This is a genomic window from Pedobacter sp. AK017 (assembly GCF_014200825.1).
GTDB classification, from domain to species: Bacteria; Bacteroidota; Bacteroidia; order Sphingobacteriales; family Sphingobacteriaceae; genus Pedobacter; species Pedobacter heparinus.
Genome location: NZ_JACHCW010000016.1, coordinates 113,845 through 140,615, shown reverse-complemented (window position 1 = coordinate 140,615; position 26,771 = coordinate 113,845). Strand labels below are relative to the sequence as shown.

26 protein-coding genes are annotated in these 26,771 nt (G+C 41.7%); 23 read left to right on the top strand and 3 right to left on the bottom strand.

The window, feature by feature from the left end; translation table 11 throughout:
- The 20 genes from HDC92_RS25005 to HDC92_RS20335 form a co-directional block, all read left to right on the top strand.
- A partial coding sequence (locus HDC92_RS25005; RefSeq protein ID WP_221270993.1) for a hypothetical protein occupies positions 1-227 on the top strand: 227 nt, incomplete at its 5' end.
- Between the two features lie 558 nt (positions 228-785).
- Entirely contained in the window at positions 786-1,994 is a 1,209-nt protein-coding gene (locus tag HDC92_RS20425) for an SDR family NAD(P)-dependent oxidoreductase (protein WP_183876889.1), read from the top strand.
- Positions 1,995-2,038: 44 nt separating this feature from the next.
- Positions 2,039-2,845, top strand: coding sequence for a helix-turn-helix domain-containing protein (locus HDC92_RS20420; protein ID WP_183876888.1), 807 nt, complete (start codon positions 2,039-2,041; stop codon positions 2,843-2,845).
- A 233-nt stretch (positions 2,846-3,078) separates the two neighbouring features.
- Positions 3,079-4,623, top strand: a complete 1,545-nt coding sequence (gene istA, locus HDC92_RS20415) for an IS21 family transposase (RefSeq protein WP_255484609.1) — start codon at positions 3,079-3,081, stop codon at positions 4,621-4,623.
- Between the two features lie 11 nt (positions 4,624-4,634).
- Positions 4,635-5,399, top strand: coding sequence for an IS21-like element helper ATPase IstB (gene istB, locus HDC92_RS20410; protein WP_183876886.1), 765 nt, complete (start codon positions 4,635-4,637; stop codon positions 5,397-5,399).
- A gap of 177 nt (positions 5,400-5,576) precedes the next feature.
- A complete protein-coding gene (locus HDC92_RS20405; protein WP_183876885.1) occupies positions 5,577-7,058 on the top strand; it encodes a PAS domain-containing sensor histidine kinase in 1,482 nt (493 codons plus the stop codon).
- A gap of 388 nt (positions 7,059-7,446) precedes the next feature.
- Positions 7,447-8,613, top strand: a complete 1,167-nt coding sequence (locus tag HDC92_RS20400) for a heme-binding domain-containing protein (RefSeq protein ID WP_221270992.1) — start codon at positions 7,447-7,449, stop codon at positions 8,611-8,613.
- A gap of 14 nt (positions 8,614-8,627) precedes the next feature.
- Entirely contained in the window at positions 8,628-9,653 is a 1,026-nt protein-coding gene (locus tag HDC92_RS20395) for a sensor histidine kinase (RefSeq protein ID WP_183876883.1), read from the top strand.
- On the top strand, positions 9,634-10,401 hold the full coding sequence (locus HDC92_RS20390; RefSeq protein ID WP_183876882.1) for a LytR/AlgR family response regulator transcription factor: 768 nt from the start codon (positions 9,634-9,636) through the stop codon (positions 10,399-10,401). Before HDC92_RS20395 ends, HDC92_RS20390 begins: the two co-directional genes overlap by 20 nt.
- A gap of 360 nt (positions 10,402-10,761) precedes the next feature.
- Complete coding sequence (locus HDC92_RS20385) at positions 10,762-11,550, top strand: alpha/beta fold hydrolase (RefSeq protein WP_221270991.1); 789 nt, start codon at positions 10,762-10,764, stop codon at positions 11,548-11,550.
- Between the two features lie 78 nt (positions 11,551-11,628).
- Positions 11,629-12,216 carry a Crp/Fnr family transcriptional regulator gene (locus tag HDC92_RS20380; RefSeq protein ID WP_183876881.1) on the top strand — a complete coding sequence of 196 codons (588 nt, stop codon included), beginning with the start codon at positions 11,629-11,631 and terminating at the stop codon, positions 12,214-12,216.
- Positions 12,217-12,527: 311 nt separating this feature from the next.
- Complete coding sequence (locus tag HDC92_RS20375) at positions 12,528-13,652, top strand: phthiocerol/phthiodiolone dimycocerosyl transferase family protein (RefSeq protein WP_183876880.1); 1,125 nt, start codon at positions 12,528-12,530, stop codon at positions 13,650-13,652.
- A 58-nt stretch (positions 13,653-13,710) separates the two neighbouring features.
- The gene (locus HDC92_RS20370) at positions 13,711-14,298 is read left to right on the top strand and encodes a YceI family protein (RefSeq protein WP_183876879.1); all 588 of its coding nucleotides are present in this window, start codon (positions 13,711-13,713) and stop codon (positions 14,296-14,298) included.
- Between the two features lie 573 nt (positions 14,299-14,871).
- Positions 14,872-15,648 carry a hypothetical protein gene (locus tag HDC92_RS20365; protein ID WP_183876878.1) on the top strand — a complete coding sequence of 259 codons (777 nt, stop codon included), beginning with the start codon at positions 14,872-14,874 and terminating at the stop codon, positions 15,646-15,648.
- A gap of 169 nt (positions 15,649-15,817) precedes the next feature.
- Positions 15,818-16,090, top strand: coding sequence for a helix-turn-helix transcriptional regulator (locus HDC92_RS20360; RefSeq protein WP_183876877.1), 273 nt, complete (start codon positions 15,818-15,820; stop codon positions 16,088-16,090).
- A gap of 18 nt (positions 16,091-16,108) precedes the next feature.
- Positions 16,109-16,372, top strand: coding sequence for a helix-turn-helix domain-containing protein (locus HDC92_RS20355; RefSeq protein ID WP_183876876.1), 264 nt, complete (start codon positions 16,109-16,111; stop codon positions 16,370-16,372).
- Complete coding sequence (locus HDC92_RS20350) at positions 16,369-16,674, top strand: hypothetical protein (protein ID WP_183876875.1); 306 nt, start codon at positions 16,369-16,371, stop codon at positions 16,672-16,674. The genes HDC92_RS20355 and HDC92_RS20350 overlap by 4 nt, the downstream gene beginning before the upstream one ends.
- Before the next feature lie 275 nt (positions 16,675-16,949).
- Positions 16,950-17,327, top strand: coding sequence for a plasmid mobilization protein (locus HDC92_RS20345; RefSeq protein WP_183876874.1), 378 nt, complete (start codon positions 16,950-16,952; stop codon positions 17,325-17,327).
- Entirely contained in the window at positions 17,317-18,300 is a 984-nt protein-coding gene (locus HDC92_RS20340) for a relaxase/mobilization nuclease domain-containing protein (RefSeq protein ID WP_183876873.1), read from the top strand. The genes HDC92_RS20345 and HDC92_RS20340 overlap by 11 nt, the downstream gene beginning before the upstream one ends.
- A gap of 34 nt (positions 18,301-18,334) precedes the next feature.
- Entirely contained in the window at positions 18,335-18,943 is a 609-nt protein-coding gene (locus HDC92_RS20335; RefSeq protein WP_183876872.1) for a hypothetical protein, read from the top strand.
- A gap of 149 nt (positions 18,944-19,092) precedes the next feature.
- Here HDC92_RS20335 and HDC92_RS20330 read toward each other — a convergent pair whose 3' ends face one another.
- Positions 19,093-22,509 carry a DEAD/DEAH box helicase gene (locus HDC92_RS20330; protein WP_183876871.1) on the bottom strand — a complete coding sequence of 1,139 codons (3,417 nt, stop codon included), beginning with the start codon at positions 22,507-22,509 and terminating at the stop codon, positions 19,093-19,095.
- Positions 22,499-23,992, bottom strand: coding sequence for a HEPN domain-containing protein (locus HDC92_RS20325; protein ID WP_183876870.1), 1,494 nt, complete (start codon positions 23,990-23,992; stop codon positions 22,499-22,501). Before HDC92_RS20325 ends, HDC92_RS20330 begins: the two co-directional genes overlap by 11 nt.
- Positions 23,993-24,181: 189 nt before the next feature.
- Here HDC92_RS20325 and HDC92_RS20320 point away from each other — a divergent pair, with 189 nt between their 5' ends.
- The 3 genes from HDC92_RS20320 to HDC92_RS20310 all read left to right on the top strand — a co-directional run bounded on the left by HDC92_RS20320 (position 24,182) and on the right by HDC92_RS20310 (position 25,190).
- Positions 24,182-24,388 carry a hypothetical protein gene (locus HDC92_RS20320; RefSeq protein WP_183876869.1) on the top strand — a complete coding sequence of 69 codons (207 nt, stop codon included), beginning with the start codon at positions 24,182-24,184 and terminating at the stop codon, positions 24,386-24,388.
- Positions 24,378-24,707: a type II toxin-antitoxin system RelE/ParE family toxin gene (locus HDC92_RS20315; RefSeq protein WP_132534993.1), complete on the top strand. Its 330-nt coding sequence runs from the start codon at positions 24,378-24,380 to the stop codon at positions 24,705-24,707. The genes HDC92_RS20320 and HDC92_RS20315 overlap by 11 nt, the downstream gene beginning before the upstream one ends.
- Positions 24,708-24,773: 66 nt before the next feature.
- Positions 24,774-25,190 carry a helix-turn-helix domain-containing protein gene (locus tag HDC92_RS20310; protein WP_183876868.1) on the top strand — a complete coding sequence of 139 codons (417 nt, stop codon included), beginning with the start codon at positions 24,774-24,776 and terminating at the stop codon, positions 25,188-25,190.
- 247 nt (positions 25,191-25,437) lie between these two features.
- Here HDC92_RS20310 and nhaA read toward each other — a convergent pair whose 3' ends face one another.
- The gene (gene nhaA / locus HDC92_RS20305; protein ID WP_183876867.1) at positions 25,438-26,751 is read right to left on the bottom strand and encodes a Na+/H+ antiporter NhaA; all 1,314 of its coding nucleotides are present in this window, start codon (positions 26,749-26,751) and stop codon (positions 25,438-25,440) included.
- Positions 26,752-26,771 lie beyond the last annotated feature (20 nt).

Below are 26,771 nucleotides of genomic sequence, written 5' to 3'. Positions count from 1 at the left end.
CGATTACGTACGTTGATATTAAAGGGTGTAACGACAACTCTTTAAATCTCCGGCATTTTCCGGTAGACCTTTGGTGTCAGTTGCTGCTGCTAAAGGCTTTTAAGGTTACGGGAGTCCAACAGATTATGTTTGGACTCTCGGATCAAGCAGAAAGGTTGATCAGATTTAATTGTCATATTTCACCTTTCGACCTTAAATTAAAATTACGATGCGATGAAACCCTATAATTGGAGAAAATCGTTTGACTACAAGAGGCGTTTGAAATTTCCAGGAGTGTCACCCGTAAACTGTTTGAAATCTTTGATAAAATGGGAAACGACTAATAAATACACTTTTTCAAAAAGTATATATCAACAAGAATACCATTAATATACTGTTTCCTTTTCCTGAACTTAACAGCAAATAAAATTTGGACGCCACAACAAAATAAACTAAGGATTTTATTTTGAAGTTTGCAACGTAATCCTTAGATAATGGAAATAAAAACAATTTTAGTAGGTGGTGTTGGCAAAAGCAGTTTGCAGTTTTCTAAAGAAGCAAGTGCATTGTAAGCAGTAAAGAAATCAAAAACTCCGATACACGCCGAAACCGTTTTATCCACAGCAACTGATAATTAAAATCCTGTGGAAATGGTGCATACATTGTACGAAGCCGCCGTCCGTCCTAAAGTATTGCTCATAATTCCAATGCCTTACACGCTATGTCCTATCACGACAGCCGAGATTTGTACAGCAAGACAGTAAAATTATTCGTTAAAAATATGCCACTCATCAATATCAAAAATAATGGAGCAAGAAAACAAAAAAACAGCAAAACGCAAAATGTCAACCAGAAAAAAAGTCCTCTTGATTTTAGGCATCCCTCTATCGCTATTCATCGTTTTATATGCAATACTTATCATTATGCTCATAAAAAATGACCCCTCATCAAAAGATCCGCTTTACACTGGCGAAATTATTGTCAATGAAAATCAACAGCCCCTAAAAAATCAATTTGGACACGGCACAGGAGCAATGGACGTTGTAAAAGGAATGGACTTAAAGGGCAAAGTTATTGTGATAACAGGCGGGCATACAGGCACAGGAAGAGAAGCAACAAAAGCTTTTGTCAGTGCAGGTGCTACGGTTATTGTTCTTGCTCTTGATACGGATCGTGCAAAGAAAAATCTGAAAGGGCTGCCTAATGTGGAAATTGAATATTTTGATTTATTAAAGCCTAAAACCATTGACGACTTTGCGTGGAAATTTCTGAAATCAAACAGGCAGATAGATGTTTTGGTAAATAGTGCTGGAGTTTACAACACACCATTTCAAAAAGATGAAAGAGGTTATGAATATCAATTTGCAACAAATGTGCTTGGTACTTACGAACTTACTATAAAGTTACTTCCTGCATTAAAAAAATCCAATGGAGCAAGGATTGTAAATCTTTCTTCAAGAGGACACCGTTTAAATGGGGTGCAGTTTGATGATATAAATTTTGGACATACGCCTTATGACGGTATGCGTTCGTATGCACAAACAAAATCAGCATTATCCCTATTATCAATCAAAGAAGATGAATTGTTGCAACGATACCACATCAGGGCCTTTGCGGTACATCCCGGTCCTATACCAACATCAGATCTTTTTGCAAGTTCCAAGGTTGGTTTTGAACCTTCTTATAAGATTTTCTTTTCTGACCTTGAAGCTAAGACCTTGCGAAAATTTTGGGGTACTGAAATACTGAATTATCTAAGAAGTCCAAAAAATATCGGCGATATTTACAAAACGGTGCAACAAGGCGCTGCAACTACTGTTTGGGCTTCAATAAGCCCCGAATTAAATGGGAAAGGCGGACTTTATTTAGAAGATTGCAACATTGCACAGGTTGTGCCAAATGGAAGTAAGGCACCTTTCGGAGTAAGACCCTGGGCATTGGAAAGAAAAGCAGCAGATAGCCTTTGGATAATTTGCGGGAAGATGACAGGTGTTTATCTTCAATTTGAACAATAACAATAGAATTTACAGTAGGGGCGCAAATAAAATTTAGTTTTCGTATGGGGCATGACAACGGACAACCACAGATTTTTACATCTTGTTATTACAAGAAATCAATAAGTGGCGAAAATATATTTATGCAGCACGCTTTTGCATATCAGATTTCAGGTTCGCTTATTGTAAGAGATGGCAGGGAAACTGTTATATTCCAACCCGGAGATTTTCGTTTGAATATTCGGAATATGCTAGCCAAGTTTGTTAAACAACCGGAAGAAGAAAAAGCCTTTAGGTCATTGTCCATTTCTTTCGATGAAGAAACCCTGAAAGAGGTAGCAGAACTATACGGTTTTACCGCTACAGCTAAAGTTTACACTACGCCGTCTATACAGCTAAAGAAACACAAACTCTATTCAAATTTCATTCAGTCATTAGAACCCTATTTACCATTTCCCAACACAGACAATGATGAGCTGATAAAATTGAAACTCAAAGAAGTCCTGTTGATTTTGTTAAAAGTGCAGCCTGAATTGAAAGACATTTTGTTCGACTTTGCTGACCCTGACAAAATAAATTTAAAGGCATTCATGGAGCAGAATTTCAGGTTCAATCTAAGTCTTTCTCGCTTTGCATACCTTACGGGTCGTAGTCTTTCGGGATTTAAACGTGATTTTGAAAAAATTTATAGTATGACACCTGCAAAATGGCTTCAACAAAAACGTTTGGATGAAGCCTATTATCTTTTGAAAGAAAAAAGGCAAAAGATTACAGAGGTGTACATAGAAATTGGCTTTGAAGATCTATCTCACTTTTCCTATGTATTCAAAAAGCATTTTGGCTTTCCGCCGAGTAAATTATCTAAAGAATAGCAGCAATTGATTAAAACAGTATTACGATTGTTCTGTGAACAGTTTGGGTATTACGCTGAATTTGGTCAGATCGTTACGACTTAAACTGGTCAACCAATACGGGTCAAACTGAACAGCGCAATTTCTCCCAAACTGAACATCCCGTTTCTTCTTTTCGCCCATGCTTTAAAGCAGCATATCCATGCTTGGAGGATTAAATAATCATTCAATTAATGGCTAATACAACCATAAGCATGAATAAGATTAGACAAATCCTACGACTGTATGATAGGTGTACACCTAAACAAACCATAGCAACATATACGGGCTTGTCCCGTACAACAGTATTAAAGTACATTGCTGCTTTTGAAGCCTGTGAGGTTCCGCTAAAAGAAGTTGATGCGCTCAAAGACAAAGAACTGGAAGAACTGTTCGGAAAGATTAATGACAAGCCTAAGACGCTTAGTCCTCGAATGCAGGCATTATACAATTGCTTTCCGCAAGTAGAAAAGGAACTAAAGCGCACTGGAGTAACCCGGCAGCTGCTCTGGCAGGATTACATCAGCGCCTTTCCAAAAGGCTTCAAATACACCCAATTCTGCCGTTATTTCAAGGAATGGCAGCAAAAAGTTAACCCAACCATGCACCGTACCCATAAAGTCGGTGACAAGCTATTTATCGATTACGCAGGTGAGAAACTACGCTACACAGACAAAAAAAGCGGAAAAATAATCGATGTTGAAGTGTTCGTAGCCATCTTAGGCGCAAGCCAGCTCACCTATGTGGAGGCTGTCCCGAGCCAGCAAAAAGAAGACTTCATAGCCGCTTGTGAAAATGCCATTCACTATATCGGCGGCGTCCCGGCGGCTATCGTACCGGACAATTTGAAGGCGGCAGTAACCAAGAGCCACAACTATGAGCCTACCCTGAATCAGACATTTGAGGACTTTGCAGCGCATTACGGCACCTGTGTACTTCCTGCAAGAGCATACAGGCCCAGGGACAAAGCATTAGTGGAAGGTGCGGTAAGAATCATGTATACCCGTATTTATGTACCTATAAATAAAATCACTTATCATTCCTTAGCTGAACTAAATGTAGCTATCAGGGCGCTGCTTGAAGCCCATAATAATCAAATGCGCAGCAATCGGAATTACAGCAGGAGAATGCAGTTTGAAGAACATGAACGCAAGGAACTGATGCCCCTTCCGGTAGACCGCTTTGAGTTAAAGAAACACTTCTATGCGAAAGTAAACAAGGATGGGCATATCCTGTTAGGCCCCGATAGACATTACTACAGTGTTCCAGTCCGTTTTGTCGGTAAAAAAGTAAAGGTGCTATACACCAGGGATGTTGTGGAAATCTTCTCCAAGTTTGAACGTATCGCCATCCACAGCCGGAGTTTGGTGCCACACGCTTTTACCACCGATAACAGCCACTTAAGCGCCCCTCACCGATACTCTTTGGAGCGCTCCCCGCAAACATTTTTGGAACGGGCGGCAGCGATCCATGATGATGTTAGGATACTGATTGAGGCCATTGTGACAGATGAAAAGCGGCATGAAGATCAGATCGTTAGGTTGTGCGAAGGCATCTTAGGACTGGCAAAAAAGTTCGGTGCTGATCGTTTGGCGAATGCTTGCAGAAATGCACAGTCTTTCCATACCGAAAGTAAACTTTATACTTCCATAAGGTCGATGCTGGAAAATAACATGGAAAACCAAAGAGAGAATCTTTTTGATAAGGTACTGCCCATGCCTAATCACGACAACATCAGGGGCGAAGATTATTACAAATAGACTTGAAAAAAATGATAAGTAACAACGATACACTAGATAAATTCAGGCAGTTAAAACTATGGGGTATGTACCATACGTTTAAAACCATCCTGGAAACCGCTAAAACCAATAGTCACACCCCTGATCAGTTGATTGCAGAGCTTATTCAAGCGGAAACCGAATACAGGATGAACAAAAGAATATCCCAGGCGGTAATAGCAGCAAAGTTCCGGCACAAGTTTTCTATTGAACAAATCAACTTTTATCATGAGCGGAATATTGATCGGAATCAGATCATGAGGCTTGCAGAATGCAAGTACATTGACGCCCATGAGAATATAATCATTACCGGGCCAACAGGTATAGGCAAAAGTTACCTGGCTTGTGCGCTTGGGTACCAGGCCTGCGTGAACGGGTACAAAGTTTTGTTCTGGGGTTCAAGAAAATTATTTACCAAGCTGAAACTCGCACGTGCAGACGGCAGCTATATCAAGGAAATGGCTAAAATCGAACGCTGTGATCTGTTGATCCTGGATGACTTTGGAATAGACCCTTTCGACGCAGTAACCAGGGCAATGCTGATGGAAATCATTGAGGATCGGGAACAAAAGACTTCTCTGATCCTTACGTCTCAACTTCCGGTAAAGGCTTGGTTTGATATGATCGGAGAAAAGACAATTGCTGATGCTGTCTTGGATCGGATCGTACATGACGCACACCGGATCGAAGCCAGCGGTGAGTCTCTAAGAAAGATCAAGGCAAAGAAAGCGGATACAGAAGAATCAACATACGAATAAACCACTGCCTTAAGTTCAGCAGGAAAGAGCCTAGCTATGCTCTGATAAATGGTGGCCACTTTGCGTTTGACAAGGTGGTTACCATCCTGTTTGATCGGGTTCTGACAGGTAATTTATACAAAAAGCTGCCCCGGAGGAAACCATTGCGGTTATTAAAAATTATCTGAACTAAAAGCGATGCAAAAAAGCCCTGAAAGTGATTTTCTCAAATCGTTAACCGACCCGGGCATTCTTTATGAAAATGCACCATGTGGATACCTATCTTTTACGGCAGATGGAAAAATAGTTAAAATCAACCAGACACTACTTTCCTGGCTTGGATATGATCAAAGCGAAGTGGTAAACAAACTTTTCTATACTGACCTGGTTTCCCGTGGTGGCAAAATCTACTACGAAATGTTTTATATGCCGCTGCTCCAGTTGCAACACAATGTGAATGAGATCAATTTTGATTTTCAGCGCTTTGATGGCTCCAAATTTCCTGCGCTCATCAATTCAACCGCCTTTAGGGATAGCCATGGCAAGCTGGTCGCCATTAATGCGACTGTCTATAATATAACCGACCGAAAAAAATATGAGCGTGAACTCCTCGAAGCAAAAAAACAAGCGGACGCAGAGCGAAATAGATTTGAGCTGCTGTCAGATTTGATTCCGGAGATGATTTTCACCGCTGACGCATCTGGGGAGATAAATTATACAAACAGGCGTTTTACAAGTTTTTTTGGCCTGCTGGACGGATCTTTTTCTGCCGATGCTATTTTGCCTAAGATACATCATCAGGATCGTTTCAAGTTATTTAAATATTGGAAACGTGCCATTGCAATCGGCGAAGAAGCTCAGATTGAGCTAAGATTGCAAAATCAGGAAGGTACTTATCAATGGCATTTGGTTCGGGCATTGCCCACAAAGGGCAACGATGGCGAGATCGAAAAATGGATGGGCTCTTGTACCGATATCAACAGGCATATAACCGCCATCCAGCATCTGGATGAGTTTATTTCAGTCGCCAGCCACGAACTTAAAACCCCAATTACCAGTTTAAGAGCTTCGCTTCAATTAATGGACAGGCTGATTACTCAACAAGGTGAGCCTAAACTGATGATGTTGATGGCGCAGTCAAAAAAAAGTATAGAAAAGATGAACACCCTTGTCGATGATCTACTCAATACCGGAAATATCAAGGAAGGAAAACTCGTCTTGAACATCAGAAAGTTTGATGTATCAGAATGGCTTAATAATACCTGCTCTCACGTTCGGTTAGCAGGCAGGTACAAATTGCACATTTCATGTGAACACGGACTTAATGTTTATGCCGACGAGCATCGGATAGACCAGGTTATTGTCAACTTCGTCAATAATGCTATTAAGTACGCACCGCTTTCTTCTGATATCTTTATATCTGCTTATAAAGATAATGATCAAATACACGTCGAGGTAAAAGATAACGGGCCGGGGATTGCTCCTGACAAGCTTCCATATATTTTCGAGCGTTATTTTCGGGTTAGCCATTCAGGCGCCGAATATTCGGGACTTGGACTGGGTCTTTATATTTGCGCTGAAATCATCAAGAGACATAACGGAAGGATCGGAGTAGAAAGCAATGTTGGTGAAGGGTCGAAGTTTTGGTTCAGTTTGCCTGAATCAACTCCTACTGGTTAAGCTCCCATCTTTTGTGTGAGAGAGTGTCATGATAAAATAAAAAGGAATTTGTCCAGTCGGGCAAAAGAACGACATCAAAATTTAAATGCAAAAGAAACGTAAGATGACTTCAGGTTTTCGAAAACACATTCGGTAAGGAATAAACCAAAGTCCTGTCCATATAGGATATCTCTATTTGCAGATAAATGTACTATGATGTATATAAAAAGTGATCTGGGGGCTAGTTGGTCATATATATAAACCCCATCTAAGCCGATAATTACAGGCTCAAATTTGAACGTTTGGCCGCTAAATCTGTACGTTTGGGTCGGAAGTTACTTTCAACTAACTATTTTGTTATCTTTATTTGCGGGGTAAATAACTTAAAATGAAAAATAGAACGCGTAACATGAAGATTAGAATCCTGCTGGTTTTTTGCACCATCGTTTGCGGGCTTGCACAGCTCTATCGGCCGGTACTTGAAAATCCACCGGTCACCGGGGAGATAAATGCCCCGGAAAACGTGAAAGCTATTCTTAAAAGAGCCTGTTACGACTGCCATTCCAATCAGACCGATTTACGCTGGTTTGATAAGCTTCAGCCAGCCTATGCTCTGGTTTCATCGCACGTGAGGGATGGTAGGGCCGGACTTAATTTCTCTAATTGGGACAGTCTTGCCAAAGGGAATCAGAAAGCAAAGCTATTTGAGTCAATCAACCAGGTAATTTCCGGCGCGATGCCCCTGAAAAGCTATACTCTTGTGCACCGCTCAGCAAAATTATCCCACGAAGATGTACAGGTGCTCAAAAATTATGTTTCTACATTCATTACCCCCAATAAACCGGGCGATACGGCAAAAATCAATGCGCTTAACAGACAGTATACAAGTTACAGTTCCCTTATGCCTTCGGTAAAAAATCTTCCAAAAACGCTGAACGGCATAACGTTCATGCCGGACTATAAAAACTGGGTACCAATCAGTACAACTCAACGGTTCGATAACGGAACAATGAGAGTCATATTAGGCAATGATGTTGCCATCAAAGCGATTAAACAGGGAAAAACCAACCCATGGCCGGACGGAACGGTATTAGCTAAGGTTGCCTGGGACCAGATGGAAGATGAACGGGAGAAAATTGAAACCGGTGAATTTAAACAAGTAGAGTTTATGATCAAAGACCGCGAAAAATATAAGGATACCAAAGGATGGGGTTGGGCGAGGTTTAAAACACCTGAATTTCTAGCTTATGGAAAAACTGTATCCTTTACCACCGAATGCGTCAATTGTCATCGTCCGGTCGGGGACAATGATTATGTCTTTACCGTCCCTGTTAAAAACATCTCAGCGCTTTCGAAAGGGAGAGATGGAACGCAGCTAAAGCTGTTCAGTTCATTCATCGACAAAAAACAGCAAACTATGTCTTCTGTATATCTCGACGGAAATAAAAAACGTATAATTACCTGGAAGCAGAAAGATGACCTGTACTGGTATGGTGCAAAGGTGCCTGGAGAACTTATTTCGGTAAAACAAGTAAAATCTGATAACTTTACCTCCCGCGGATCGGTAATGCCCTAATCTAAAATTTACATATGCGACAGAATAGAAATGTGTTCCATATACCCCTCATGGTTATCCTGCTCACATCTGTTACCATGGGGGTATTGGCCTCTATTCCCAAAATCCTTCAGCTCCATATCGGCTTTGGGGAGCTCGCAGTTGATGCAACTATTGCTTTTCTGTACACCTTCATCATATTCTATTTAAACCTGTACAGGCTTCCGGCTTACAGCACCGATTTTTTTATCAAAAGGCTCCTGGGATGGAGATTGTTAGGGAGTCTTTTTGTGGGAATTGTACTCATGATCGCTCTGGTGCTGATCCACCAATTTATCTTTCCTAAATACAAGTTGGGTTCCATGATGCTCATGTACCAGTTCCGGGGAATTTTGATCAGTCTAACCATCTATATGTTTCTTCAGGTGCTTTATAAGACACATCATGTCCAGAACATCAGTATGGAGCTCGAACGTAGCCGTGCAGCACATACCAATCTCAGGTTCGATTTGCTCAAGCAGCAGATCAATCCCCATTTTCTCTTCAATAGCCTTAACACCTTAAAGTCCATGATTGAGATCCAGGATGCAAATTCGGTGAAATTTGTAGTAAGCCTTTCCGCATTTTATCGCTCTACACTGGAAAATCAGGATACACATGTTATCCCAGTTAGGGATGAACTTGAAATTCTTGGCAACTACCTGTTTTTGCTCGAGGCGCGTTTCGAGGAAGGCTTACACGTAGAGGTCTCTTTGCCTGGCGAATACATGAACAGCCTTATACCCGCCTTTACCCTTCAGTTGTTGATCGAAAATGCTGTTAAACACAATGTTATATCTCTGGATATGCCGTTAAAAGTTTGGATATCTGGTGAAAACGGTTTTATTGATGTAAAAAACCTGATCCACCCAAAGAATTACTCCGAAACCTCTACCCATACCGGTCTGAAGAATATTAATGAGCGTTATCTTTACATTAACAGCAGGACGATAACCATAGAAAAGACTGACAAATATTTCACCGTAAAGTTACCGTTGATAGATGGACATATTGATCATTGAAGATGAAGTAAAAACTGCCCGTGCGCTTGGTAAGTTGATAAAGGACATCAGACCTGAGGCCACAATACTCGGTCCGCTACAGACAGTAAGGCATGCAGTAGAATTTCTACAGGCAAATGCCCCACCGGCACTCATCTTTATGGATATCCAACTGGCCGACGGGTCGAGTTTTGAAATTTTTCCCCTGGTCAGGGTTTCCTCTCCCATCATCTTCTGTACCGCATTTGATAAATATGCGCTGGAAGCCTTTCGGGAAAATGGTATTGACTACATCCTTAAGCCATTTACAATCGAAACACTTCGACGTGCCTTTTTGAAGCTGGATTCCCTGAAAAGTGCCCTTGCTGGCGAATCGAGTCTTCCTTTTGACCTTTCCAAGCTTTTTTCATTGGCTAAAAAGGAAGACTATAAACACAGCTTCATGGTTTTTGGACAGAATAAATACCAGACCATTTCCGTAAAGGATATTGTACTATTTGCTTTAAGGAATGAGTCAACCTATATTTTGGCCAGCGACGGCGGCGAATACCCCCTTCAGATGTCTTTAGATGAAATCGTCAGATCAGTATCTCCAGATGATTTTTTCAGGATAAACCGTCAGTCTGTTATAAACTTCCATTTTATAAAGGAAGTGGAGCACTATTTTGCAAGGAAGCTTCTGATCAGACTGAAGGTTTCCATCGCAGAGAAACTTTTTGTAGGCAGGGAAAAATCTACAACATTTTTATCTTGGCTGGAACAACGTTAATCCGCCTGTTCATGATTCCTGACTGTGCTGCAATCAATAGTATGGGACTTAACCCAATAAATCGAAGAAGACTTCTCAAATTATAGGAGACCTGGGAAATGCTCTTTTATGGAACTTGAGTCACAAATTGTAGATAATTTAATACTAGGTAAAGATTAAGTTTTGTAATAATCTAAAAAGGATTTGATATCATGTCTACTTATCAAACCAAAAAAAGCCAGCAATATATTAAGGTTACGAAAACTCAGACATTCACCACAACCGGCATTGTATAATTACGATATTAACCTGGGTGAATATTATTGATGGAGGTTACAGGTATGTTTGTGATGTCAAAATGATTTGACCACAAAAATAAAAATGATGAAAACATTAGCACTAACATTGATCGCAGGCCTGTTCGGAATGGGCGTATCAGCACAAAATTTAAACAAACCAACAATTATACTGGTACATGGTGCCTGGTCAGATTCTTCTGCCTGGAATAGGGTTCTCCCTAAGTTAAATGCTAAGGGTTTCAATGTGGTAACGGTGAATCTTCCCGGCCATGGTAATGACAACACTCCATTTCCATCGATCACTCTCAAAAGCTATGTTGATGCAGTTAAAAATGCAATAGGCGATCGGAAAAACATTACACTTGTTGGACACAGTATGGGAGGTATGGTAATCAGCCAGGTGGCAGAAGCTATGCCCGAAAGCATCAAAAAGTTGATTTATCTTACAGCCTATTTACCTACTAACGGACAGAGCCTACTCGATATTGCCAAAAAAGATGAAGGTAGCCATGTAGGAAAATACCTGCAGATTGACAGAGAAAGAGCTTCAGCGGGTATAGCAATAGAAGGTGCGGTGGATATTTTTGCCGCTGATGAATCAAAAAATGTGCAGGATAAATTTTCCACTGGTGTAAAGGCAGATCCATTGATTCCCTTTGCAACCCCCGTGACACTTAGCGAAGCGAATTTTGGATCAGTAGATAAGGTATATATTTATGCAACATACGATCATGCGATAAGTTATGCTACACAACAATTCATGGTAAGTAAGGTTGCTGGAGTGAAGACCTACTCACTAAAAAGCGGCCACAGCCCATTCTTTTCCATGCCTAAACAAGTCGCATCGATCTTGATCAGCGAAGCGAAATAGTAATACCAATAACCAAACCAATAATATACCTTACCTTAGATCTGTTTTTTGCCGTCCAAAATATAATAAACTGAAGATATGGAAGATATGACAATTTTAAGAAACGAGATGGCGGCTGTGGTTGGCATGGACCAGGATTCTTTTGACCTTTCATTGCCCTATTGGAAACTGAAAGCATATAGGAAAGGAGAATTCTATAATGAGTACCATAACGTTTGCAAACATCTTGGTTTTATCCTTAATGGCGTGTTCCGGATTTACAGGATGGATGAACAGACAAGCGATGAGAAGAACATGTTGTTTTTTTCACAGAAAAAATTTGTCGCTTCCTACACCAGTTTTCTGAGCCAAAAGCCGTGCAACTACTATACAGCGTCGGTAGACCAGTCATTGATCTTGTACATCCATATCGACAACCTAAACAAATTATACCAATCTTCCCATCAATGGGAAAGGTTTGGAAGGTATATTGCCGAGAACGCCTTCCATCAACTGATGGCCAACACAGAAGGATTTCTATTTAAATCTGCTGAAGAGCGCTATCAGGACATGATCGACATACACCCAGAAATTTTTAACACCGTACCACTGTATCATCTGGCATCATACCTGGGCATTAAAGCACCCTCGCTGAGCAGGATAAGAAAGCGGATGGTCGGAAGATAGATCACCTTAGTATTATCATATAATAATCAGCATATGTCGATTTTAAACGCTGTCGTAAATGACAGGTATAGGCTTGCCCTTGCCCGCAAATTGTTACGGGCATCGTTTTCCGATATTAAAAAATCACATTTAATGCCTGCATTATTCTAAACTTAACATTCATAATTATGAGAAATTCGAATAATAGAACCCTGGGAACAAACGAACAAGTATTCTGGGTACTGGATCAAAAGAGTAGTACACAGTTTGCGATTGCAGCCGAACTGGTTGGTAACGCTCCCGAAAAGGAATGGCGAGCAGCTATTGACATTGTGCAGCGTCGGCACCCCAATCTTTCGGTGTGTATATCGGGAAGGGATTACCATTTAACAACATTTGAGGATGTTAAAGATTGTAGGATCCCACTGAGAGTTATTAATGCAGTACTCAATGAAGACTGGGCATGCATTGTGGAAGATGAACTCGACAAAGCCATTGATCTTTCCATAGCTCCTCTTGTCAGAGCAGTTTTGGTACAGCAGGCCGGCAAAACCATTTTTATATTTGTGGCAAACCATTCTATTTCCGATGGTATGTCGGTAGCATTAGTGATCAGGGATATATTGAGCGTAATAGCAGGCCAGACAATGGGGAACCTCTCTCCAATCCCATCTATTGATGGTATAATTGGTATTGAACCGATCGATAACCAATCTAAAAATCCTACTGTTCATTCTGAAATCTGCGAACCAGTAAACCGGGAAAACACATCGATAGCGTACCTGAGATTCTCTATGGAGCTAACAAAAGCTATTGTAAAGAGATCAAAATTAGAGCAGACCACCGTACATGGTGCATTAGGTGCGGCGTTGGTAGCTGCTTTGACAAATGACCAAATGGATAAGACGCCCGTCAGGATCATGCATCCGATTTCTGCACGCAAAACGCTAAATATGGGTGAGGATTTTAGCCTGCTGATCAACATTGTCACCTCTGCATACCACACCTCTTCCAGTGATAAATTCTGGGACATTGCACGTGAGGTTAGGCAAAGTGTTGCCGTAACCCAAAACGCAGAGTGGATCGGAAGCGATACGCGGGCAGCACAGCAGCTTTTCAATAGTAACCTAAGCCTAGAGACGATCCAACAGGCGCTTGCTGCCGGGACCTCACATGAAATTATGTTGACTAACTTAGGTGAGCTGGCCTTCGAAACAATCTTTGGACCATTGCAGCTCCTCCATTTATGGGGACCGATGGTCCTCACTCCCCATCTTGAGGCAAGGACAGTTGGTGTAGCTACCTTTAATGGAGAATTAACACTTACAGTCACGGGTCGATATGAATCCTCTGTTTTGCTGGAAACTGTGCGAAAAATACTTGAAAAGGTCTGTGGATCAGATGTTGATCATAATATCGACGCTCTTATAGATCAGCCGAATGTGGGCAGGCGCTGATGTGCCAGTCTCTACTCTATCTTAAAAATCCAATTAAATCTTATATAAATCAAACATTATGAGTACCAATAGCCAAAATGAGTCCCATAGCCAATGGGAAATAGACCCACTTCACAGCGAACTAATTTTCAAAACAAAGTACCTGTTGATCAGTACACTGAGCGGATATATCCGGGATTTCAGTGTAAACTTAGTCACAATAGGAAGCGATTTCGGCAAAGTAACGGATTTACGTGTAAAAGGTGATTTAAACTCCCTTTCCACCGGCCATGTACCACGTGACGAGCACCTGAAATCAAAAGACTTTTTTGATACTGAATTGCATCCGCAGATTGAGTTCGATGGCATTTTTTTTGAGAAACAGGGAATGCATCCGCCGTCACATCTGTCTGTCTACCGGAGAGATTACAAGCTTAGGGGAAAACTCACCATCAAGGGTATTTCCAAACTTGTTCTGCTCGAGGGCGAATTCGGGGGAATGTCGTTAGGAACCGATGATCAAAAACGCGCAGGATTTACAGTTAGGGGGGAAATATCCAGAGAAGAATTCGGGTTAACGTGGAAGGGTCTTACTACAGCTGGAAAGGTGCTTGTATCTGACGAAGTTACTATCGTAGGGAACCTGCAGCTTGTTAAAAAGTCTTAGGCCATTCCTATAAAGTCATTGCAATTGTGCAGTGAAAAAAATTAAAATACAAATCTTAATTTGTATGTAATATGACCGTCACGTTTGTAAATTCAGTAAAAGTGGTTCTTCTCCACTTTTACTGAAAAATACGGTTAATACGCTCACGTTTAAAAAGATATTAGAAAATTTGGTTTTAAGAAGGATAAAGCTTCAAATATCATAGTAATATATCTAAGCGGAGTGCCGGTTGTGCTGAGTAATACTGTTCCACTGATTGTCCCCTAATATTGAGTATGATTATTTCTGGATCGATTGAGAGCAAACAAATGATCCAAAGAAAAAGTCTGTGATGAGATTTCCATACTGTTTGTTTAGGAGTAAGTAAATAAGCGCGTTCCCAAAAATGAAGTACAGGTCATCGAAGAAATCTATTCATCGCACCACAAAGTAAGCTATTTAATAAATTTGGAAACTCGTTAAAGACCAGAGCGATTTCTGGAAGGGTTCAATAAACTATAGCCTGTTTCTTATTAATTGTTAAATTTGACTATCAATCTTTATCTTCCATGTAAGAAACTAATACCTGAAGACATGTCGAACAAGTATTTTAAACCGCACGAAGCCTTTAACCTCAACCCGCATCGCTATGACATAGGTATTTTCACCGGGCTGAAGAATGGATTCGAGGATAATCTTTTTATAAAAAAGCTTTTTACATTGCCTGAAAAAGAATACCCTGCGTTTTATCAATATCACCTTGTTTATTTTTTAGGGAAGGAACCTGATCGCGAAGAGGAATTTTTCATCTTTGTCTGGCAGATTGTTTTACGGCGCATCAATTTTATTGAACATAAGAACCCATTTAACTCAAGTCATGCTACAGACATGGAGATATTGGAGAAGCTCACAATTTTCCAAAAATATCTTCGCTCAATTGACCAGTGGCATACCCAAAAGACCCTGCCTGAAATTATAGCCGATCAGACTGAACTCATTAGAAATCAGCAATCGGAGATTGCAGATCTGAAAGCCGAATTAAAAGAAGCCCGGCAATGGGATGGCTATATCAATATCAGGAATGAACAAGCTTTGGCCATACTAGATTTATTCTTGCAAATGCAGAAATTGAAAGCGCCGGATGGCAATGAATTGTTAATCACTCCTGCACAAAATACTTGGGCCAAAATGATCAGCAAGTATTTCCGTGAATACGATCAGGAAAACATCGGCCAGGTTAGAGAAATCAAGATAGATAAATTACGGTACTATCTCCGGGGCATAGACCCAAAAGATCCTCTAAAAAGAGAGAATGAAATACCCGAAAAGCACAGACTTTACACGATTACTCCTACAAAAAAGAAGAGATAGCGTTTTGCGGCTTATTATCCGATCTAAAAGAAACGGCTTTCTATCAATCTGATAATAAGAATTTTACTAGCGTTCCCTAAGCATATCCAAACCTTCTCAATTTACCACGCAAATCCGGTGGTAACAAAAAGCGAGATCCGTAGCATTCTTTTGTCCCAAAACAAAGGCTATGGAGATTATCAATGAACAAGCCCTTAGTCAGTGCATCCGGGATGCATTGCGGAAAGAACTACAAGAGCATTTCAAAATAGGCGGCAGTTCCAGGCAGGAACCAGAAGAACGCCTGTTATCCAAACAGCAACTAGCAGCAGAGCTGGGCGTATCGCTAGTTACTCTGTCCGACTGGATGAAAAAAGGGCTGCCCTTTTTACGCCTGCACAGGCGTGTGTACTTCAAAAAAAGTGAAGTGCTTAAAATCATGCAACAAGACATTACAGATTAATTTAAGGAGGGAATTATTATGCACGTGGAGATCATCACTAGGGAGGATTTAAAGCAATTAAAGAACGAGATGCTGGCCGAGATCAGGCAGCTCATTAAGCCGGAAGATAGGCAGGGTAAGCAATGGCTGAAAAGTGCCGAAGTACGCAAGTTGCTGAACATCTCACCGGGAACCCTGCAAAATTTACGTATTAACGGTACGTTGCGATTTACAAAGATTGGCGGGATGATGTACTACAAACTGGAAGACATCAACAGGCTATTAGAGGGAGGTAACCAATGACAGAAACAGCCATGTATAACAAGGCGGCGAACTACACCAAACTGGTCAGGCGCATGGGTGCAGACAGCCGGATGTTGGCTACCCATGTCAGCCTGTTTACCGCACTTTTTGTCTGCTGGCAGCATGGAGGTTTTACCAGCCCCTTTGCCGTTACCCGCAAAAAGCTGATGGTATACAGCCGGATCGCATCGGTTGCCACATACCACAAATGCATCAAAGAATTGGATGCATTTGGGTACATCCGCTACCAGCCATCATACCACCCGATCAGGGGCAGCCTGGTCTATTGGCCGCCCGGTTGATCCGGGCAGCCGACCAGAAAAAAGGTGCCGGGAAATCCCGGCGAAGTTTACAGCCTGACGCTCCTTACAGGAGCCATCCGGGCATGGAAACCGCTAACGTTTGCCGAAGCTTTTAGCACGTCAAACTTATGCGCTTTGTAAGGAGCGAGTTAATGTTTTTGCTATACAAAAACTCGGATTCACCCTAAAGGGATGCCCCGGACTCGCTCCCGTTGGTCGGTTAAAAAAAGGAATTAAGAAAGTATCTATAGAAGATTTGGAAAGGAAAGCAGCGCATGAAAACAGCGACAACTGGTAGTGAAATAAAGAAGAAAAGAGTACCCGGCAGACCAAAAAAAAAGATCAGCCGTAGTGATCTGCTCATGATCCGGTTAACCCCTACAGAAAAACAACTAATTGGCCAGCGGGCGAAAAATGCGGGACTGAAACCAAGCGAATGGTTCCGCAGGGCGGCAAAGAATGCAAGGGTTTTCCCACGCTTTACCCCAGAGGAAAGCGGATGGTTCAGGATGCTATCGGGGATGGCCAATAACCTCAACCAGTTGACCCACCTCGCCCACGTGGAGGGGTTGCCTACGCTGGCTTTAAAATGCCAGGCACTGATCAGGCAAATAGAAGAACTGTTAACCAAAATCAATAGCCATGATCGGTAAACCGATCACAGGAAGAAGCTTCGGGGGCTGTGTTCGCTACATCGTGGACAAGCCCGAAGCGAAGATTCTTTTTGCAGAGGGTGTAAGGATGCAGAACGCCGCCACGTTAACCAATGATTTTAACCTGCAACGCAAAATGAGGCCGGAACTAGGCAAGGCGGTCGGGCATCTGGTCTTAAGTTGGAGCAAGGAAGACCTGGCCAAACTGACCGACAAGATCATGCTGGAACATGCCAAAGAGTATATGCAGAAGATGGGTATCCGGGATACGCAGTATGTAGTGGTACGTCACCATGATAGATTGCACCCCCATCTACACGTGGTCTATAACCGGGTCGATAACAAAGGGGCTACGATCACCGATAAGAATAATTACGCACGCAATATCAAAGCCTGCAGGGAGCTTACCTTAAAATACGGTTACCATTGGGGCAAAGGCAAAGAGCAGGTCAACAGGCAGGCTTTAAATGGCAGGGAAAAGATCAGGTATGAACTGTATGATGCCATCAAGGCGGTTATGAAAACTTCCAAGAACTGGAAAGAGTTGGAAGCGAAGCTGACCGTGCGGGGCATCGGTATCGCCTATAAGTTCAAAAGCGGTACCAAAGAAGTGCAGGGCATTTCCTTTGAAAAGGGCGGGCTGAAAATGAAGGGTTCCGCCATTGACCGGAGTTTGAGCTTTTCCCGTATGGATACACAGTTGAACCGCAACCAGAAGGTACAGGATTACCATGCCGCAAGGGAGGCGCATCAGCCCTCATTGGCGCAGCAGTTGCGGGAGGCCATCCGACATGACATTCATGCCGAGCACCAGCATAGTCCGAATGCGTCTGGTGTAGTTGAAAACCTGCTGAATATCCTGCTTAGCCCGGAGTTTGTGCCATCGGCACCAGACCCGGTCGGAGACGCAGAAATAGCCCGCAGGAAACGAAAGAAACATCAGGCAGAGCAATCCCAGGGAGTAACCAGATAAATAAACAAACTATTCACCAACAAAATTCAATGTTATGGAACAGGACGAATTAGAAGAAAAAGTAACAATGGCCGAAGAGCTTATCCTGGGCTTAGTTAAGCGAATGGAAGTCATCGAAAGCGAACTGCCAGAATTTTTAAAGTCGTTTTTAGAACAGTATAAAGAGACTTTAGCTAACATCTCTGGCCAGATAGAAAAGTCTAACAAGCGTTATGACGATCAGAAAATCAGCCAGCAGATCGATCAGGTCAAAGATCTTGTGGGCACTATGCCCAAGGTCATCACCGTGAAAAACGAACATCACCACCATTTCGGGGCATGGTCAAAAAACCTCATCATTGGTGTAGTGGTCTGTTCCCTAATCACCGCCTCATCTACAGGAACAGCTTTGTACCTGAAACACGAAAATAACCGCATGAGTGCCAATGACATCAAGTTTCGTGCGATTAGGCAGACGGCTCCCACGTGGGGACATTGGGCAGATACGACCTACATCCGTAATCCTAAGACAATGGAAGACAATACCATCAAGCTGGAAGCCGAGGCGTTGGAAAAAGCCTATGCGGAAGAAGTTGCCAGAGAAACGGCTGAAGAGGCGAAGCAAGCCAGAAAGCGGCTGCATTCGCTGAAAAAGAAAGATTGAGTTTGTTTATGTGAAATGATGAATGTAAGAGGTGCGACTGAATCTAGGTGACGACATGAAATAATTTGCCATTCAACAAATAATGAATGGCAAATCAGAGGGGGCGATCATTTCAAACCCTTTGCTTTTTTAATGGTAGAACTGTATAACTATCCAAATAATTTGAGCAGGTCATCTTTTCCTAGGGATTTTAATATCCCTTCATCAGTCGGGATCAATTCACCAGCAAGTTTTCTTTTCTTATCCTGTATCTCCAAAATCTTTTCTTCTAAAGTGTCTTTACAGATCATACGGTAGGCCATGACATGTTTATCCTGCCCAATCCGGTAACAGCGGTCAATTGCCTGGTTTTCTACAGCAGGATTCCACCATGGGTCTACCAGATAGACATAATCGGCAGCGGTCAGGTTTAATCCTGTTCCTCCTGCTTTTAGGCTGATCAGAAATACCCTGCAAGCCTCATTTTCCTGAAAGTTGGTTACCGCTTCTTTTCTTTTATTCAAGGTGGTTTTTCCATCCAGATAGGAATAATCTATTCCTTGTTGTTCCAATCCTGATCTGATTAAGCCCAGCATTCCGGTAAAAGCTGAAAAGATCAGCAGTTTATGGCCTGTTGTTTTCTCCATAATATGTTCCATCAGTTCAATTATTTTGCAGGAATGGCCATCAAAATCAGGTGCGTCTTTGATTAATACAGGGGAGTTACAAATTTGCCTAAGTGTCATTAAGCCTTTTAATACGTACAGTTTGGAATTTTCCAGTCCGATGGTATCAATCTTATCGGTCAGGTAAGTTTTAAACTCTTTACGGTACCTGTCATAAATTTTTCGCTGGGCAGGTTCCATTTCGCACCATATGGTCATTTCTGTTTTAGGAGGCAGATCGGTTGCGACCTGTTTTTTGGTACGCCTTAAAATAAAAGGCTTCGTCATTTTTAGTAAAGTTCCAGCCCGCTCTTTATCCTCATTATCTCCTTTTGCCGTAAGGTTATCCTTAAACATTCTTAGGCTTCCGAAAAAACCGGGGTTCACAAAATTCATCAGCGCATACAAATCGGAAGAACTATTTTCAACTGGTGTTCCGGTAAGCGCAAGCCTGTTCTGCGCCTCAAAGAGCATCACCATCTTAAACTTTTGTGAAAATGGGTTCTTAATCGCCTGTGCTTCATCCAGGATTACGTAATCAAAGCTGATCGTGAGCAAAAAGGCAATGTCGACAGCAGCGGTACCATAGGAAGTGATAATTAGGTCATACTTCTTTAATTCAGATACATCCTTTTCTCTTACGGTTCCATGAAATACCAGCACATTTAATTCTGGACAAAATTTTGCCGCTTCTTCCTGCCAGTTATATAATAAAGACGTTGGGGCTAACAGCAGATGCGGAGCAGCAGCAAGCCCTTTATTCTTTAGATATTGAAGCAGGGAAAGTACCTGTAATGTTTTTCCCAGCCCCATATCGTCGGCCAGCAGACCGCCCCATTTTAAAGAATGCAGGTGGAAGAGCCAGCTATAACCTATTAACTGATATGGCCGCAGTACAGCGTTTAGATTATCAGGAACGGGTACAAGTGGTATTTTTTCCTGCTCACTGAACAGCTTTTCCCTTGCAGCAACCATTTTCGCCAGATCAGGCCTTTCGGCTTTGGTATAAAGCTGGTCTATCAACGTATAGTGTTGCCCGGCAAGTTTTACACCTTTATTAGTTAGTGTGCCACTTCGAAAAACGGTAGTCAACTTTGTAAAAAAATCATCGGGTAAATGCGCCGTTTTTCCGTTGGGCAGCATCAACGTATCCGAACGCTTTTTAAGGGCTTTCTGGATTTCTTCCGGGCTTAGTTCAACTTCGCCAAAAGTCACAGATACTCCAATATCAAACCAGCCTTTTTCTTCCTGCACGTTTACAGATATATCCGGTAGTTGTATATGGAAATCAATTCCGGTGAGGTTTTCCAGACCAGCAAAACTAACATCTGGATCATTGAGGTTATAGATCGTCCGGGCAAACCAGAGTTCAGCTCTAAGGGTATCTTTGGACAGGTAAAAATAGGGCAATGCTCCCTGTTGCTTAAATGCCGGGTGCAACTCCATAAAAAAGGATTTAAAAGCGGATTCTGCCGGATTATTACGTTGCAGCACCTGCACCTGGCCATTTTTAATTTGTAGCAATTCCATGCCACCAGACTGAACAGGAATGTCTAATCCTCCCTCGTATACTATCTCCGGGATAAAAGCAACATATTCACCTTGATCCAGCGTCCTGATGCGTTTTGATTTTGCAGTAAGCAACTGCGGGGCTGTTCGTTTTGTCAGCTCGAACGCTACCGGATAATTCAATGCCAGTTTGAATAAAATGAGTTGGTTAAACTCTTCAAGGTCATTTTCAAGAACAGTAAAATTTCCCCCGGCTTTAACCAGTTCGCCGATGGCCTGACCTTCTTCCATGCTAAAAAACTGGTAAAACAAACCGGGTACCTGTTCCAGTGAAAAGAAAAATGGGTCTCCGGCAGGCAATACCTCGCCAATGTCAAAATTGGTTCCGTTTAACTGCGCCTTAAACATAAGCTTGTAATGGCCTTTATGCTGGGAAAAGGTGAACCTGAATGATACCAGTTCATCCGATAGCGCAATCGGTCTCATCGTGTTTTTTGGGAGGCTCCCTTTGTAGGCCAGCTTATTATAAAAGGTGTAGTAAAACAGTTGAGTTTGCGCTTTCAACACTGGCGCTATTCTTTTCCAATAGTTAAAAGCGGTATGCCGCAAGGCTGTTCTTTCTTCACCGGGAGCATATTTGTATTGCTTGTGTACTGTTTCAAAATTTAAGAGCTGATCAAAATCACGGCTGTAGGAATGTAGTAATTTACCTGCTGAATCCAAGCGCTCCGGTGCAGTTGCAGGATCATAAAAGTTGGCGAAGGATTTTATAGCCGTACCGTCCGCATTCCTTAGTGCCTGGCAAGGGATCAGAAAAGGGACATTAAAACCAGAGTGCGTCGCAATGACATAAGCCACCAGACCGGAATCTTCTTCATTTGTTTTTACTGGCAATGGGAAAAACGAAGGGTACTGTATAAAGCGTCTGGGCTCTATAGCACTTTCGTAGTTATAGATATGGCCGTATTCTGGTTTAGGTACAGCCGTAACACCATATTGGTAATGCGGTTTCAGCGTCAGGTACTTTTCAAAGAAAGCGGTATCGTTATAGGGATATTTTTTAAAACGCTCAAAAAAACCAAAATCCCTTCTTTCAATCATCTTGGTGAATAATTTGGTAACGTGCCAGCAAAGCCGTGTGACTTCAGTTCCGCAGTTACAGGACACCAGGATATAATCTTTGATCATGATGATTTCCTGCTGATGATAATCCCGCCATCCTGAACGAATGGTCAATGTACGGCCTTTAAACCGGGTAATTTCATAGCTACAGTACGGGTAGTTTTCCCCTTCCGGTTCTTCTACGGTGATCAGATCAGCCGGGTGTGGTAAATGTGTTACCTCATCCAGCAGTAATTTGTAAGGGATTGATGCTTTCCTTTTTGGTGTGTTTTCTGGGTTTTTATTGTTCATCTTGAGCAGTATTTATCAGGCGTTCATAATTGTCCATCCAGTTTGCAAAAGTTTCTTCCGCAATGGCGTGTAGTTCTTTGACCCGGTCAAAAAGAATATCCAGGTCGGCACGCACGATACTATATTTCTCATGATACCTGTAACCCAGGTATGCACCTTCAAATATGGTCAACAGGCGTTCGTCTTCAGCACTGCCATTATCCATTATTAAGGATAATTCAGTGGTGAGGCGTAAGGTGAATTTGAGCAGTGCTTTTATGCTGTGGGTCGTTTTGTCTTGCGTGGTTAGCGACCTGTTTAACGCCCTTAGAGATAGTTCGGCGGCTTGGTGCAGCATGAAGGCCGATAATATTACGTTGTCATTTCGGTAGGTCTGGGCAGCAGTATAAAAGGTTTTGGCTTTGGTAAGCCCGATAGAAAAGTCCTGCCTGGTTTTTTCTATTTTTTCAGGCCTGCTATCCAGTCGTAATGCTGGAAAAGGTTTGCTACCGTCATCGTACACCAGGCTTTCAGCATTACAGGCCATGGAAAAATAAATATGTCCTTCACTGACCATCTTATGAAAAAAAGAGCTTTTAAATAAGGTACAGCTCAAATGAAGGTGTTTGAGGAACGCGAATTTTACGATAGTCTCTATTTCCTCGAATGTCTGCGGATATTTTTCAGGGATGACCAGGATCAGATCAGCATGGTCTTTACCATCCGGGTCACTTCGATGGTTTAAGCAGTAAATCTTTTCCGGCTCGATAACATCTGCGATAAAGTTGATCACTGCCGGGAAGTTCTTTTCGGTAAACCTCATCAGCGGGATAGGATTGACCATGATAGCGGCCTCTTCTTCCTCAGCCTCAATCCTGAAATCCTCTGCATGATGGATTTTGATATAAGGCAGGGATTTAGTTTCACAGACAAAGCCCATAACCTCTACCATTTTTTCTATATACTCCCGGATCAGTACGGTTTCATACACCTTAGAATTGTAGATTTGATCCAGCGTTATTTTCCCGCCCGTGCAGTACAACAGCGAATCTAAAATGCCCCGCCAGTCTTCTAAACTTTTATAGCCGAAGAATTCTTCAAAAAATATCCGTACATCGTTGACCTCCGTTCCATGGAGTGTTCGAAAATGCAAAGCCGGAAAAGGCTTGTGTTTGCTTTCGGTATATATTTCAAAGGGATGGCCAGAAAACCTGTACAGTGGATGATCGGTACTTAGTTTAAAATCTTCCTTGCTTTCATTTAGTACGTAAGCCAGTTCCAGTAGTTTTACGAACTGCTGCTGATGGTAATAATAACTGTCCTTATTGCCATAATACCCGTTGGAGCAGGCTGTTTTAATCAGGTCGATCATTGCAAAGCGGAAAGATTCAATATTGTTTTCGTCGCAGAAAAAACAGACGATTTGAAAATGAGGATTATTTATGTCCTTTTCTTTTAAATAGCGGAAAGAGGTTTTTTCGCTAACGGTTGGTTCCTGTTTCATGTTAGGCTAATTAGTTCAAGCCAAAGAACCAAAACCTGTAAAGTCTATATTAATCTTCCAGTCCATTTTTTAGACGATTTGGGGCATATTTTAAACGCTATTTCAGACGAAAATTCAATCTAGATGGTTTGTTTTTATGTTTGAAAAGATATAGTTATCTTTGTGTATTAACCCCTTTAAACACGGATCATGAAAGTAATATTAGATATTAAGGACAGTAAGGCCGCTTTTGTAATGGAGCTATTGAGCAGCCTGTCTTTTGTTAAGGCAAGGCCACTTTCCGATGAAAATGCTGTTTTAGTTGAAGAGATTAAAGAAGCGGTTGAAGACCTTAAATTGGTACGTCAGGGTAAACTTAAAGCCCGTCCTGCAAGGGATTTGATCAATGAGCTATAATGTCTATACCTTACGCCCCTTTGATAAGCAGCTAAAAAGGTTGGTAAAGAAATACCCCTCTTTAAAAAAGGAATATATTGATCTTATTGATTCTTTAGAGAATAATCCTGAACAGGGCACAGCGATAGGCAACAAGTGTTATAAAATCAGGTTAGCCATTGCCTCAAAAGGGAAGGGCAAATCCGGCGGTGCAAGAGTTATCGCAAATTTGGTTATTGAAGATGACGCTGTTTATTTGCTAACCATTTACGATAAATCTGAAAAGTCTAATTTAACAGATGCGGAACTGGCAGAGCTGTTAAAACAGGTTCCCGAATAAACAGACAACTAATTTATTTTACCACACAACAGAAGATTTATTACATTTGATTCAAATTAACAATATATGAGTACTACAACTGATCGTCCAAATAAAGTGCATGAAGGCAGAAATGTGAAACGTTTTCGTGAAATGATGGGGATAAAACAGGAAGGGCTTGCCGCTTCTTTGGGCGAGGAATGGAGCCAGAAGAAGATTTCAGTCCTGGAATCCAAAGAAAAAATTGAAGATGCACTTTTAGCGGAAATTGCTCAGATATTGAAGGTTCCAGAGGAAGCAATCAGGAATTTTGACGAGGAAACGGCTATCAATAATATTCAATATAACTATGATAACAGCCACGGTCACTTAATCGGGCCGAATTATAATTGCTCATTTAACCCATTAGATAAGCTAATGGAAACAGTAGAAGAAATTAAAAAACTCCACGCAGAAAAAGAAGCACTCTACGAGCGTTTATTGAAAGCACAAGAGAATAAATAAGAATTAGATAAGGATATTTTATTCCGGAAAAGCCATTGCAAACCGCAATGGCTTTTTATTTAAATAGACTTTCTAAAAAAAAAATCGATCAGAATTTATAATCCTCGCGCACGGTGCGGCCTGCGAAACCCCTTCGCTCATAGGCCAGCCCGCTGTTCTCGCTCTGGGCATTTACGGAAGGTAGTACTTGGGTTCTCCTCCTTATAGCTGGGGATGCAAAGAAACCCCAAGGTGTATGTCAAATTTGTCAACTACCGGATTTGCCAATCCGTTTGAGTACAACAGTACCGAGTAAACCCGCAATAACTGAAGCGATTAAAATTCCATACTTGGCCTGATCGATGAAAACCGGATTTTTGAAAGCTAGTCCGCTAACAAATAATGACATCGTAAAGCCGATACCTGCAAGCAGTGCAACTCCGGCGATGTGTTTCCAGTTGGCTTGCTCTGGAAGGCTGGCTAATTTCAGTTTAACCATAATCCAGCAAAAAAGAAGAATCCCGATAAATTTTCCTATTATCAATCCTGCTGCCACACCAATTGATACCGGATTTATGATAGAAGAAAAGAAGTCTGATCCGATGACGATACCAGCATTGGCTAACGCAAATAATGGCATGATACCAAAAGCAACCCATGGATGCAAGGCATGTTCAATTGTTTGTAATGGTGTCTCGGCAGCCATGCTTAAACGCTTTACGTTTTGTATCGTCTTATTTTGTTTAGGTGTGATAAGACTTCCTTTTTCTGGTATGTCCGTCTCAAAGTCGTGGGACAGCTTCCTAAGGTTATCGGAATAGATATGCTCGTTTATTTTCGTTACCGCAGGAATTGTAAAAGCTACTAACACTCCAGCTATTGTAGCATGTACACCGGAAAGTAAAAATCCTATCCAAACGCCGATGCCTATAATCAGATAAAATAGACTACTTCTTATGCCCAATAAATTACCTGCGATTAAAACTAAAAGGAAACCGCCGCCGATTGCAAGCGATATGAAATTTATTTCAGCTGTATAAAAAAACGCTATTACAAGTACTGCCCCGAGATCATCTGCTACTGCCAATGCAGACAAGAATACTTTTACAGAAACTGGAATGTTCTTACTTGCCATGGACAAAAGCGCAAGGGCAAAAGCTATATCGGTTGCCATTGGAATTCCCCAGCCATGATCAGCATCTGTACCTTTATTTATAGCAAAATATATCAAAGCAGGTAACAACATGCCCCCAAGCGCCGCAGTCATAGGTAAGGATGCTTTTTTTAGTGAAGAGAGTTCTCCTTCCATAAATTCCCGCTTTAATTCTAAGCCAATTACGAAGAAAAAAACTGCCATTAGTCCATCATTGATCCAGATGTGGAGTGGGTGGGTAAGCATAAAATTATCAAACCCCACTGAAAAATTAATATGCCACAAATGCTCATAAAATTCATGGTAACCAGAATTTGCCCAAACAATAGCCACGATGACACTAGCAAGCAATACGATGCCGCTGGTGTATTCTAAATGAATGAATCGGCTTACCGGAGCCATGATTTTATCTATTGCTGATTTCTCCATATCGCCAAAGATAGAATATA